Raw genomic sequence first — 13,024 nt, 5'->3', positions numbered from 1 at the left:
GGGGGGGCCGCTTGCCCACGGTTCCACCCTGCTTGCAGCCCTTGTAGGACTGCCGCTCGGAGTTCTTAACGCGAACGACACGGCACAGCATACTGCGGTTTTCCGCTGTGCGGCTCGGGAATCGGTACTGTTTTCTCCGCATTGCGTGTGCTTACAGCCGTGGCGCACGCTCTCTGCCAAATGCTTTTCGGAAAACAGGATTTCCGTCATTGCCTATAACTCAATAAATACAAATTTATTATAACGCTCATATCCGCGCTTTGTCAACCGATTTCGCATGAAAAATGAGGAATTGAAAAATGCAGGATAACATCATTCTCCCATTACTGTGCCTTTGCCCTGGTAATTTTATCCGCAGCAAGCAAAATACCCAGCTTGCCGGACTCATACGTTAGGCCGCCCTGCATATAGCAGACATACGGCTCACGCATCGGTGCATCGGCGGAAAGCTCAATGGACGCGCCCTGCACGAACGCGCCTGCAGCCATGATAACCTGATCATCGTAACCCGGCATTGCCCACGGCTCCGGCGTTACATAGGAATCGACCGGCGCACCGGCCTGAATGCCCTCGCAGAAGCGGCGCAGCGGGTCAGGCGCACCGAACGCGATGGTCTGGATGATGTCGTAACGCGGCTCCTCTGCCTTGGGGCTGACCTCGTAGCCGAGCTTTTCCATGACCTTTGCGCAGAACATCGCGGTCTTGATGGCCTGCATGGTGACATGCGGCGCCATGAACAGGCCCTGATACAGCAGCCGGTTCTGACCCATCGTGCAGCCGCATTCGCCGCCGATGCCGGGTGCGGTCAGCTTGTAGGAGGCGTTCTCGACCAGATCGGCACGGCCTGCAATATAGCCGCCGGTCGGGGCCAGACCGCCGCCCGGGTTCTTGATGAGCGAGCCTGCGATGATGTCCGCACCGACCTGCGTCGGCTCAATCTCCTCGGTGAATTCGCCGTAGCAGTTATCGACCATGATGGCCGCAGTCGTATTGACCTCACGCACGGTCTTGCAGATTTCGCCGATTTCCTCGACGGAAAGCGTCTTGCGGACGCCGTAGCCGCGGCTGCGCTGGATGAATACCAGCTTGATATTCTCATCTGCCGCCGCTGCCTTGATGGCAGGCAGATCAGGTTCGCCGTTCTTGAGGTCAACCTGCCTGTAGCCGATGCCGTAGCTTTTCATACTGCCGCAGTAATCGCCGGTGATCGTGTTCTGCAGCGTGTCATATGCCGGTCCGGTGACGGACAGCACGGTGTCGCCGGTCTTGACGGCGGAGAACATCGCGCAGGACAGCGCGTGTGTGCCGTTTACAAAGCCGATGCGCACGAGTGCGGCCTCAGTACCGAAAATATCGGCGTAGATTTTGTCGAGCGTATCACGACCGTAGTCGTCGTAGCCATAGCCGGTCGTACCGGCAAACAGGTTGTCGGATACACGGTTCTTCGCAAATGCCGCCAACACCTTCTCGGTGTTGCGGTCACAGATCTCCTCGAGACGCTCGAAATACGGACGGATCTCGCGTTCAGCCTCACGGCCGAGCGCACGAATCTCCGGTGAAATCTTAATATATTCAGACATTTATGTGTAATCTCCTTCTATCAGAGTGAAGAGTGGAGAGTTAAGAGTGAAGATAACGAAACGGTTTCGCTGTCTCTCCACTCTGCAATCTCCACTCTCCACTTTTTCTATATAACGCTTTCGCCGTCCGGCAGCGTAAACAATTCACTGTCCGGCGTTTCCGTGCTGATTTCGCTGACGGTGACCTTGCGCGTCAGCGTATCGCCGTCATAGAACGACGCCTGCGCCAGCAGACCGCTGACCGTTGAAATGCCATATACACAGCGATAGCCATCCTGCTCAAATGTAACGGCAATACACGGTTCACCGTTAATGTCCTGCCGACCGGCAGCAGTCAACTGTACTTCGTCAGCCAGAACATCCTCGTACGTCGGCAGCATAGCCGCTGCGTCATCGGTTAAATCGCCGGCTTTGCCCTGATAAGCAATGCTGTCCCCTGCATTCCACGCATACACCTTGCCGTCCGGAACGCGAATCAGCGTAGACTGCACCTGATTGTCACTGCCGAGTGTATCCGTGCGCATAACATTATCCCGCGCATAGCGATGGCAGTACAGAGCCGCCGAGCCGCCATCATAGTAGATCGTGTTCTCGATCCTGCTGCTGTATGCCGCCGGACGTGCGAGCGTCGCAATGACGGTCTTGGCGTTATTGATATCGATGGTAATATCATCCACGCTCTGCCCGGTGAGCAGCGCACTGCCTGTGCCAACCGTTGGCGAATCGCCCTCACTGCCGGGCAGGATAATGCCGGTGCTGCTGCCGTGCATCCAGCCGGAGGACAGCACAAAGCTGAGCACCACCAACAGCACGAGCACAGTAGCGCCCGCAGCCGCAATCTTCGGCGTAGTGTCCGGCAGATAGTGTTTCGGCGTATGCTTCTCTTTTTTTACGGGTTTCACGGGTTAAACGGAGCCGGACCGTCCTCGCGCAGACCAAAATACTGCTCGATCGCCTGCACGATACGCTGCGAGGTCTTTCCGTCGCCGTACGGATTGACAGCGTGCGCCATTTTTGCGTAAGCGTCCTCATCGTCAAACAGCTCGCGCGCGAGCTTAACGATATTGGCCTGCTCCACGCCTGCCAGCTTGACCGTACCGGCCTCGATGGCCTCCGGACGTTCGGTCTCGCGGCGCAGCACCAGAACCGGCTTGCCGAGGCTGGGCGCCTCCTCCTGCAGTCCGCCGGAATCCGTCATGATGAGATAGCAGCGTGCCATCAGGTTGTGCATCTCGTCCACGGCCAGCGGATGGATGAGGTGAATGCGGTTATTGCCGCCGAGGAATTTCTCCGCAGTCTCGCGGACATACGGGCTAAGGTGCACCGGATAAACGAAATGTACATCCGGGTATGCCTCGCTCAGCTCGGCAATGGCGCGGCAAATGTTCTCCATCGGCTCGCCGTAGTTCTCGCGGCGGTGCGCGGTAACGAGGACAACGCGGTTGTTCTCAAAATCCAGCGTCTTCAGTTGCTCATCACGGAACTCGAAATCCGGCTTTACGGTCATGTGGATCGCGTCAACAACCGTGTTGCCCATGACAAACACGCCGTCTGTGATACCTTCCTTTGCAAGATTATCGCGGTTGCGCGGAGTCGGCGCAAAGTGCAGCGTTGCAATCTGACCGGTCAGCTTGCGGTTCATTTCCTCCGGGAACGGGCTGTACTTATCATAGGTACGCAGACCGGCCTCTACATGACCGACCGGCACCTTGTGGTAGAATGCCGCAAGCGCACCGGCAAAGGTAGTCGAGGTATCACCGTGGACGAGCACGATGTCCGGCTGTGCCTTTTCGAGCACCTCATCCAGACCGTGCAGGCTCTTCTCGGTGATGGTCGCCAGCGTCTGACGCGGCTGCATGATATTCAGGTCGTAATCCGGCTTGATATCGAAAATATCGAGCACCTGATCGAGCATCTCGCGGTGCTGCGCGGTAACGCACACGATGGACTCGGTGTTTTCATTCTGCTCGAGCGCATGCACCAGCGGCGCCATCTTAATGGCCTCCGGGCGAGTGCCGAAAACCGTCATTACCTTGATTTTATTCATCGTCTTTATCCTCCTTGTTTTCGGATGCGTGTTTGCTCCAGTGCTCCGCACCGTAAATGATGCATGCACCTACCAGAATTGCAGCCAGAACCGCCAGCAGCAGCACGATCGCCTTAACCTCGCCGGACGAGGTGAGCACCACGGCAGTAAGACCGAGCGTTGCGCTGATAGCGTACAGAATAGCAACCGCCTGCTTCTGGTTGAAGCCCATGTCGATCAGCTTGTGATGCACATGGCCGCGGTCCGGACTCATCGGACTTCTGCCTGCCGCCACACGGCGGATGATGGCATTAGCTGTATCAAAAATCGGCAGGCCGAGAATCAGGAACGGCACCGCAAACGAGATGACTGCGTAGAATTTGAACAGACCCATGATGGACACGGTTGCCAGCATGTAACCGAGGAAGGTCGAGCCGGTGTCGCCCATGAAGATCTTAGCCGGGTTAAGGTTGTACGGCATAAAGCCGATGCACGCGCCGGCGAGCGCCGCCATCGTGATGGCAATCGGCATGTTGCCGGTCAGCAGCGCAACAGCAAGCATGGTAATCGCCGCAATAGACGAAACGCCGACCGCAAGTCCGTCCAGACCGTCAATCAGGTTTACCGCATTCGTGATGCCGACAATCCAGATAATCGTGACCGGCACTGCCAGAATGCCGAGATGGACAAACGGCGTATCCGACAGCGGATTCAAATTGGTGAACAGACCAATCTGCAGGTCGCCGATGCAGACCGGAATAGCTGCCGCTACAATCTGCACCACGAATTTCAGCTTGGCGCCGAGCGCCAGCACATCATCGAAAATACCGAGTGCGACAATGATGGCCGCTCCGAGCAGGACGCACAGCATGGTCTCATCGAGCTGCCCGAAAATCAGAATCGAACACAGGAAGCCGCCGTAAATGGCCAGACCGCCCAGCCGCGGGATCGGCTTTTTGTGCATGCGGCGTGCATCCTTCGGCACGTCGATCGCGCCGACCTTGTGTGCAAAGTTTTTGACCGGCGGTGTGAAAAAATAGCTCAGCACGGCAGCTACGGCAAACGCTGCAATGATCGTGCCGATGACAATATATTCAGACATGGTTTACTCCCTTTTGGCTCAGCGTGCGACAAAGCCTACCTTTCGATAAACCTTATCCAGCGTTTTGCGCGCCAGATAAGAGGCCTTCTGTGCGCCCTCCTTGTAGACCTGCTCCAGATAATCCTTGTTGTTCAGCAGATCGGTGGTCTTTTCACGAATCGGACGCAGCAGCTCGACAACGGCCTCGCCGACTGCGGGCTTGAACTCACCGTAACCCTTGCCGTCAAACTCGGCTGCCGCCTGTTCGATGGTCTTGCCGGTCGCCAGTGCGTAAATCTGCAGCAGGTTGGAAACACCCGGCTTGTTCTGCGGGTCAAAGATGATGCGGGAATCCGAGTCGGTAACCGCACGCTTGAACTTGCGCATAATATCCTCCGGCTTGTCCATCAGCAGGATGTAGCCGTTCGGGTTCGGGTCGGACTTGCTCATTTTGCTGTTCGGGTCAACCAGGCTGGTAATCTTGGCACCCTCGCCAACCTTCGGGTAGTAGCCCTCCGGAATGGTAAAGGTGTTCGGATGCAGATTGTTGAAGCGGTTTGCAATGTCGCGGCAGATCTCGATGTGCTGGCTCTGATCCACGCCAACCGGAACAAGATCGGTCTGGTACAGCAGAATGTCTGCCGCCATCAGAACCGGATAGGTGAACAGACCGACATTGATGTTGTCCGCATGCTTGGCGGATTTGTCCTTGAACTGGGTCATGCGGGAAGCCTCGCCGAACATGGTGAAGCAGTTGAGCACCCACGCCAGCTCCGCATGCGCGGGCACATGGCTCTGGATGAACAGAATGCTCTTTTCCGGGTCCAGACCGCAGGCAATGTACTGCGCGATCAGTTCAAGCGTTGCACGGCGGAGCGCCGCAGGCTCCTGCCGGACCGTGATGGCGTGCTGATCGACCACGCAGTAAATGCAGTTGTACTGCTCCTGCAGGATCGGGAAATTGCGGATAGCACCCAAATAGTTACCCAGCGTCAGCTTGCCGGACGGCTGCACGCCGGAGAAAATCGTTTTCTTCTGGTTATCGCTCATGTATATACTTCCCTTGCTTAGAATTTTTCGGTTCAATTCACCCCGAAAGGTTTCCATACTTAATTGTAATGATACCACAATTTATCATACGTTGCAACCATTCATAAAAAGGAGATAAGAGGCAGGAGAAACCATGCCGTAGAGGCGAACCGTGTTCGCCTGTTCAAGCGATTTGCAAGTGGGCAACGCAAAAGGGCGCACAATGTGCGCCCCTACGGTAAGCCGACACGCAGGAAAATTCCTGCCTCCTAACTCCTCATTGATTGTTTACTCCGGTCTTTCTTTGACCTTCCGCAAAATAGCCCACTCGCTGACCTTGAACGGGAACGCAAAGTGTACGCGCATCTGCGGCACGTTGAACAGCTCACGCTCAGTGCCCTCGTCATCGGTGACGTTTTTCGCGCAGAACGTATACGGTGCCTGACCCGGCTGAATCAGCTCCAGCTCTTCCCCATCGAAAAAGCGGTTCTTGAGTGCGAACACGGCTTTGCCGCTGTCGTCACACTCGACCGGCATGCCGACAACCTCGTACTCGCGGATATACTGGCTGTCGCCGTAATGCTGTCCGTTTTCCTGATTGCCGAAGTAGAAGCCGGTGTAATACTCGCGGTGGCTGACCTTATTGACCTCATCACGGCAGAACTGCGGCAGAACAAAGTTTTCCGGGTCCTTTTTATAGGTGTCGATCGCGGCACGGTATGCACCGGTGACACAGGCTGCATAGTACGCAGTTTTGTTGCGGCCCTCAATCTTGAACGAGGTAATACCGGCCTTAATCAGCTCCGGAACGTGCTCGATCATGCACATATCCTTGGAGTTATACAGGTAGGTGCCGCGTCCGTCCTCCTCGACCGGGAAGAACTGCCCCGGACGCTTCTCCTCCATCAGAGAGTAATTCCAGCGGCACGGCTGTGCACATGCGCCGTGGTTGGCGTCGCGGCCGGTCATGTACTGCGAAATCAGGCAGCGGCCGGAGTACGAAATACACATGGCACCATGAACGAAGGCCTCAATCTCGAGTTCCTTCGGGGTCTTTGCACGGATTTCGGCGATCTCCTCAAGAGAAAGCTCGCGCGCGAGCACGATACGCTCGGTGCCTTCATCCGCCCAGTAGTTTGCCGCCTCGTGGTTAAGAATACTGGTCTGGGTCGAGATGTGCACCGGAACCTTGGGCGCGTATCTGCGCGCCATGCGCAGCACGCCTACGTCCGCGATGATGAGTGCGTCCGCGCCTGCGTCCTGCAGCAGCTCCAGATAGGCCGGAAGTGCCGGAAGATCGCGGTTGGACGGCATGATATTGACTGTAATGTAGCACTTGACGCCGTGCGCGTGCGCGTAGGCAATGCCCTCGCGCAGCGCGTTATCGTCAAAGTTGGTTGCAGCGGCACGCATGCCGAAGCGCGTTCCGGCCATATAGACCGCATCCGCGCCGTAGGCAATGCCAAACCGCATTTTGTCCAGATCGCCTGCGGGCGACAGTAATTCAGGTGTGTTATTCACCGGTTGCCTCCGTTGTCGTCGTATCTGCCGAAGCGTTTGCAGCCTGCGCCTGTGCCTGATTAGAAGCCTCGATGTTGCGCTCGTGCTCCTCATAGCTACTTGCAAACAGGTGCGAGCCGTCCGGCATAGCAACGTAATAGTAGTAATTGTTGTCCTCCGGATGGCTTGCTGCGTACAGCGAAGCATGACCCGGGTTGCAGATCGGTCCGGGCGGCAGACCCTCGTGGTTGTAAAGGTTGTACTCGGAATCCGACTTGAGATCCTCGTCACTCAGCTTGCCGCCGGTGCGTCCCAGACCATACAGAACGGACGCGTCCACCTGCAGATACGGGAACTCGGAGGAATTGTTCAGACGGTTGTAGATAACGCCCGCAATGCGTGCGCGCTCATCGTCACGCTGTGCCTCACGCTCGATGAGAGAGGCGATCGTGACAATATCGTGCATCGAGCGGCCGAGATTCTCCGCGCCGGACTTGATGTCCGCATCGTACTTGTTGCCGAAGTTGTTGAGCATCTTGTTGATGGTATCGACTACCGCAGCGTTGCCCTTGTATACCTCATAGGTATCCGGGAACAGATAGCCTTCCAGCCAGCCTTCCGCGGCCGGTTTTTCATCCTCAAGGAAATCGTGCTTGAAGGAATATTCATTCAGCACCTCATCCAGTGCATCCTCGGTGCAGATATGGTTGTCCAGCAGCACCTGACGGATCTGCGAGATGGAATAACCCTCCGGGATAGTAATCTGCACGGTCTCTGTGCTTGCAGTGTTGGTCAGCGCGTCTACGATCTGACCGTAGTCCATCGACGGGTTCAGCTGATACGCACCTGCCAGAACCGAGGTATCGGTCTGGTGCTTGAGCTTCAGATACAGCTTGAACACCGAATGATAATTGATAACGCCCTGGTCGTCCAGCTCCTTGGCGAGCGAGGATACCGAGGTGTTCTCCGAAACCGTGATCTCCTTGACCGCATCCGCCTTGACAAAGGCAAAAATGTCGTTTGCCATGAACAGCGCTGCAATCGACAGCACCAGCGAAACGCCGACTACTGCGATCATGTACACCATCGAGCCTGCACAGCCTGCGTTCATCTGGCGGCGGCTGCGGCGGCGTTTGGGCTGCTTCTGCGGCTGCTCCGGCTCCCGATCGTCATCGAAATGCTCCGGCGTGAACTGCTCAGGCACCGGCGATTCCGAACCCGGCAGCGGTACGCGCCGCGTTTCATCGTTGTTAAAATGATTATCCATAATTCACCTCTCTGCGGATCAGCCTCAGCCGATCCAGTAATTCAGAATGATTTTACCGGCAAATGCCAGCACGAACACAATAAATCCGGGCTCTTTCACCAGCAGCCACAGGTCGTACCAGCCGGCGCTGACCTCAAAGTGCGGAATGGAACCGCGCGCCAGCATTTTTCCCAGTGTGTCCAGCGTTAAGAACGCGAACAGCAGGAAAAAGAGCACAGTCAGCGGCAGCAGGATGTTCCAAATGCCAAACGGTGCATAGGTATCTGCTATCCACTGCATCACCACGGTGACAAATGCCGCCGTAGCATGGGAAAGTACCGCCGCCCATACGGTATCAAACACATAGGTCAGATAGGTAAACGCCAGTCCGGCGCAGAAGCCTGCCGCCAGATCAAGCGGACTGCCGTGCAGCAGTGCGAACACGATGCCGCCGAACAGCAGGCACGCCGAGGTACCGACTTCTTCACCGTACACGCTGAACAGTGCACCGCGTAAATAGATCTCCTCGACCAGAGCTGCTATCACAACGCCGATCAGCAGCCGCCATGCAAACGACATACCGCCGAGCGGCATCGGCAGGGATGCAATCGTCAGCCGGAGACCGGTATGCGCCAGCAGACGGTATTCCAGCATGTTCAGGCTGAGGGCGGCAAATGCGGTCGCCGCGCCCATAAACAGGATGAGCAGCCAGCCGCCCTTACGCGGCATTTTGAATGCAAGCCGCTGCTTAAAGCGCTCCCGATCCATACCGGGCAGCGCCATTGCAAGCGCCAGACCGAAGCACACGATCTCACCGAGCGCCATCAGCGACGGCGGCAGATTAAAGTGCGTGATCAGCTTTTCCATGCCTGTCAGCAGGCAGAAGCACACAAACAGGCTGAGGCCCGGCAGCAGTGTGCGTTTATCTTGATTCATCGGTGCGCAGCACCTCTCTTTCGGTGATAATGTAATGACAGCAGCGGTCGAACGCCTCGTGCGGCAAGGCTGCGCTCATGCGCTGCGATGCACACAGCGCCGCACAGGCCGCGTTTGTCCGGCTGAGAAACCGGTCATAGTAGCCGCCGCCGTAGCCGAGACGGTACCCTTTTCTGTCGCACGAGAGCGCAGGCACAAGAATCAGGTCGATGTTCTCCGGTGCAATCTCCGGCGCCGTGTCGGACGGCTCCAGGATACCGTAGTGACCGGTCCGCAGTTCGGAGAGCGCTGTGATTTTCCGCGCGGTCATGCTGCCGCCCTTGCCGCACAGCGGCACGCAGACCGTCCTGCCGGACGCAAGCGCGTTTTCGAGCACCGTACGGGTATCAATCTCCTCAGCAGTCGAAACATAGCAGAAAATGCAGTCTGCCTGCTGATAGAACTCACTTTGCAGGATGTTCTGTGCGATGGCGCGATCAATCGCCTGCTTTTCCGCGGCGGACAGGCTTGCCCGTTCCGCAAGATAGCGCCCCCGCAGCGTTTTCTTATCCGTACACATGATGTACGACCGACTCTGCGATCTCGTCCGCCTTGGCCTTGCCGCACAGCGCGGTAATCAGCTCGCACGCGAAATCCAGTGCGCCGCCTACACCGCAGCCGGTGATGATCTTCCCGTCGGTGACGGCGTTCGCCTTGACCGGGGTCGCGCCCGTCATGCCGTCCTCCATGCCCGGATAGCAAGTGGCTTTCTTGCCCTCGAGCAGACCCATGCCGCCCAGAATGATGGACGGAGCCGCGCAGATTGCCGCAACGTACTTGCCTGCATCTGCCATCGTGCGAACCGCATCGGTAACGCGCTTGTCCGCGTACAGATTGGTCGTGCCCGGCATGCCGCCCGGCAGAACGAGCATATCGGCCTTTGCAAGGTCAACCTCGTCCATGGACAGGTCGGTTACGACATTGATGCCGCGTGCACCGCACACGGTTGCACCGGTCACACCGACCAGCCTGGTCTCCACGCCTGCGCGGCGCAGAAGATCGACCGGAGTCAACGCCTCGACTTCCTCGAAGCCCTCTGCCAGTAATACATATACCATGTTTGTCACACCTTTCAGTTGAGCATTAAATTCATATATCCAGCGGTTTCATCCGCTTTCTCATGCCATTTGCATACGCCGAGTGCGGTTTCTGCGCCAATCTCCGTCACGGTGAGCGTGCCGCGGCCGAGCGTTTGCAGCAGACCCTGCAACTGCGCGTCATCTGCGCCGAGCAGCTCCTGCGCATTGTCCTCCCAGCAGAACGCATAGCCGGTGAGCGTTTCGTCCTTGAACCAACCGTATACGCCCGCACCAAGCGTGTCGAACAGCGCAAGCTGCGCGTTCCAGTACGCCGTGTCCCGCTCGATGCGGCATTTCGGCACCAGTTTGTCATACAGCGCCGCCAGTGCAGGCACATCCGCCGAGGTCAGCCGCTGAGGTGCTTCGCGCTCCCCTGCCGTGCGGGTAATCTCCCGGCGGGAAATATGGAAGAATGGCTCGTAGCCGAACGGTTTGTAAAAATCAAACAGCCACTTTTCTGCCGGAATGAGCACGGACGCAATGCGCCCCGCTTCCCTGTCCAGCTCGAACGAGCGCTCGAGCAGCCGCGCCATATAACCCTTGCGGCGATGCTTCGGGTCGGTGCATGCACCGTAAATATACGTTGCCTCGCGGGAGAGGCCGCCCACCGTCATGCGGTACGGGAGCATCTGCACCATCGCCACGAGCGTTTCGCCCTCAAGATACAGCAGCGTATATTTCTCTTTATAAAAGTGCGCGAAGAAGTAGTCGTTGAAGCCGCTCTCATCCGGAAAACAGGTTTCCCAAAGGGCACGAACGGCAGGAAAATCGCCTTTTTCGGCAAATCGCATCATTTCAATCAACCTTTCGGCACAGCCATATATTTCACGCCGCGCATGACCGGATAATAGGACTTTTTCGCCTTGCGCAGACCCTCGAGTCCCAGATCCTCCTCGCGGTTGACGTATTCCACATCATTGCAGTTGCGCTGTACGAACTGCTGGTTGATCATCTGGTACGCGCCCTGAATCGTGTGGTCGGCCTTTTCAATCTGTACCACGAACATATCCGACGTAGCCTTGCAGCCGAATGTGAACGCGATAACCTCGCCGTCCAAGCGGAGCAGTCCGCCGCGCAGATTCAAGTAGTCAAAGTTGTGGAGCGCCTGCACGATTGCGCAGGTCTCGCCCTCAAAATCGCGCTCGCGTGCACAGCCGTTCAGGTTGCACCAGTGGATGTGGAACGCGAAGGCATCCTTGATGTTTTCCCTGGTCATATCCTCGTAGCTCCAGCGGCCCTCATAGGCGGTCTTGAAGCGGTTGACGAGGTTGCGCTTGCTCTGCAGCTTTTTGCCGGACAGCGTGCGCAGCTTTTCCGCGAGGTAGATATAATCGTCACCGTCCTCGCTGTCATGCGAGAATGTGAACTTGCCCGGGCGAACGGCTTCGATACGCTCGATCATCGGCTCAGCAACCGAGACGATGACGAACGGAAGACCGCGTTCGGCGGCATCCTGCTCAAGCGCATCCAGCGCAGCGCCGAGATCGCCCTGACCGACAGGCGCAAGATAACAGTCGTGCCCGCCGTCCAGCGGAGACATTTTCACCAGCATAAAGCCATCTTTGAAGCAGATCTGCGTATTGTAGTGACTGCGCCACATGAAAAGATCGACAAAGCAGCGCTCACACAGATGATAGTTGTAATGCGAGCCGCAGTGCTCGACCATTGGTTTATCTTCTAAAGTAATTTCTCTAAACGGTAACATATAATGCCTTTCTCAAGATTGATTTGAGGATTACTTACCCTCGCGCAGCGCCTGATAGTGCGCGCGCACTTCTGCGGCCTTGCCGCAGGACATTTTGCCCTCTGTGCAGACACCGTCCACGCAGGCCGGTCCGCAGTGACCAAACAGCGTCGGCGCAACAGCGTATACCTGCTTGTACATCTCCTCGGCAAGCGCACGGATCTCCCACTGAGCGCGATTGCAGCAGCGCAGGCGGAAAAAGTTCTTCAGGCTGCGGGCGTTCGCCGTCATGACAATGCGGGTCGCGCAGGCGTTCGGCAGAACGTAGCGTGCGTCCTCAATGGCGTGCTTTTCAGCCTTGCTGCGGGCGGTCTTCTCCGGAACGCCCTGCTCGATCAGCTCCTTGAGGTAGCCTTCCATCAGCGCGGCCGTCAGTTCCTCGTAGGTGCGCTGGTCGTCCTCCATCGCCTGAATGAATTTTGCCCGGGCAGCCGGAATTTTATCAATCTCCGGCGGAACAACATACTCGAAGCCCTTCTCACGCACATAGCGCTGGCTCTGTACCGAGAACGATGCAATGCGGTGGCGCGTGATCTGTGCCAGCAGAGAACGTGATACACCCTCGATTGCAAAGGTGAACGACACATGCTCGATCGGGCTTTCGTGTCCGATCTCGGAAAGCATGTTGACAAAGCTCTCGGTCTTTTCCTCGGTCAGACCATCCAGCACGCTGTCAACGTCCGTGGAGGAATAGCAGTTCTTTGCTGCAGCCGCGACCAGCTTTTCCGGGTCCGGCGTGTAAGCAAGCAGTTTTACTTTCATTC

General features: G+C 57.0%; 13 protein-coding genes. All 13 read right to left on the bottom strand.

What is annotated here, in order from left to right; genetic code table 11:
* Window positions 1-323 precede the first annotated feature (323 nt).
* The 13 genes from DW724_RS08110 to thyX all read right to left on the bottom strand — a co-directional run bounded on the left by DW724_RS08110 (window position 324) and on the right by thyX (window position 13,022).
* Window positions 324-1,580, bottom strand: a complete 1,257-nt coding sequence (locus DW724_RS08110; RefSeq protein ID WP_117491692.1) for a methionine gamma-lyase family protein — start codon at window positions 1,578-1,580, stop codon at window positions 324-326.
* Between the two features lie 107 nt (window positions 1,581-1,687).
* On the bottom strand, window positions 1,688-2,482 hold the full coding sequence (locus DW724_RS08105; RefSeq protein ID WP_118761162.1) for a hypothetical protein: 795 nt from the start codon (window positions 2,480-2,482) through the stop codon (window positions 1,688-1,690).
* Window positions 2,479-3,627 carry a non-hydrolyzing UDP-N-acetylglucosamine 2-epimerase gene (wecB, locus tag DW724_RS08100; protein WP_110436845.1) on the bottom strand — a complete coding sequence of 383 codons (1,149 nt, stop codon included), beginning with the start codon at window positions 3,625-3,627 and terminating at the stop codon, window positions 2,479-2,481. Before wecB ends, DW724_RS08105 begins: the two co-directional genes overlap by 4 nt.
* Window positions 3,620-4,708 carry an MraY family glycosyltransferase gene (locus DW724_RS08095; protein WP_117491700.1) on the bottom strand — a complete coding sequence of 363 codons (1,089 nt, stop codon included), beginning with the start codon at window positions 4,706-4,708 and terminating at the stop codon, window positions 3,620-3,622. Before DW724_RS08095 ends, wecB begins: the two co-directional genes overlap by 8 nt.
* An 18-nt stretch (window positions 4,709-4,726) precedes the next feature.
* On the bottom strand, window positions 4,727-5,737 hold the full coding sequence (trpS, locus tag DW724_RS08090) for a tryptophan--tRNA ligase (protein ID WP_110436847.1): 1,011 nt from the start codon (window positions 5,735-5,737) through the stop codon (window positions 4,727-4,729).
* A 267-nt stretch (window positions 5,738-6,004) separates the two neighbouring features.
* Complete coding sequence (locus tag DW724_RS08085) at window positions 6,005-7,237, bottom strand: peptidase U32 family protein (protein WP_243105711.1); 1,233 nt, start codon at window positions 7,235-7,237, stop codon at window positions 6,005-6,007.
* A complete protein-coding gene (gene mltG / locus DW724_RS08080; protein WP_118761160.1) occupies window positions 7,230-8,483 on the bottom strand; it encodes an endolytic transglycosylase MltG in 1,254 nt (417 codons plus the stop codon). Before mltG ends, DW724_RS08085 begins: the two co-directional genes overlap by 8 nt.
* Before the next feature lie 24 nt (window positions 8,484-8,507).
* The gene (locus DW724_RS08075; protein WP_118761159.1) at window positions 8,508-9,398 is read right to left on the bottom strand and encodes a CPBP family intramembrane glutamic endopeptidase; all 891 of its coding nucleotides are present in this window, start codon (window positions 9,396-9,398) and stop codon (window positions 8,508-8,510) included.
* Window positions 9,385-9,957, bottom strand: coding sequence for a 5-formyltetrahydrofolate cyclo-ligase (locus DW724_RS08070; protein ID WP_118761158.1), 573 nt, complete (start codon window positions 9,955-9,957; stop codon window positions 9,385-9,387). Before DW724_RS08070 ends, DW724_RS08075 begins: the two co-directional genes overlap by 14 nt.
* On the bottom strand, window positions 9,944-10,495 hold the full coding sequence (locus DW724_RS08065; protein WP_110436852.1) for a DJ-1 family glyoxalase III: 552 nt from the start codon (window positions 10,493-10,495) through the stop codon (window positions 9,944-9,946). Before DW724_RS08065 ends, DW724_RS08070 begins: the two co-directional genes overlap by 14 nt.
* Window positions 10,496-10,509: 14 nt before the next feature.
* On the bottom strand, window positions 10,510-11,310 hold the full coding sequence (locus tag DW724_RS08060) for a GNAT family N-acetyltransferase (RefSeq protein WP_118761157.1): 801 nt from the start codon (window positions 11,308-11,310) through the stop codon (window positions 10,510-10,512).
* Window positions 11,311-11,315: 5 nt separating this feature from the next.
* Window positions 11,316-12,182 carry a DUF2156 domain-containing protein gene (locus DW724_RS08055; RefSeq protein WP_202183517.1) on the bottom strand — a complete coding sequence of 289 codons (867 nt, stop codon included), beginning with the start codon at window positions 12,180-12,182 and terminating at the stop codon, window positions 11,316-11,318.
* 69 nt (window positions 12,183-12,251) lie between these two features.
* Window positions 12,252-13,022: an FAD-dependent thymidylate synthase gene (gene thyX / locus DW724_RS08050; protein WP_118761155.1), complete on the bottom strand. Its 771-nt coding sequence runs from the start codon at window positions 13,020-13,022 to the stop codon at window positions 12,252-12,254.
* Window positions 13,023-13,024 lie beyond the last annotated feature (2 nt).

Source organism: Butyricicoccus sp. AM27-36, assembly GCF_003480945.1.
Classification (GTDB): domain Bacteria; phylum Bacillota; class Clostridia; order Oscillospirales; family Butyricicoccaceae; genus Agathobaculum; species Agathobaculum butyriciproducens.
Note: the sequence above shows the minus strand (reverse complement) of the source record. Positions and strands in the feature narration are given on the sequence as shown.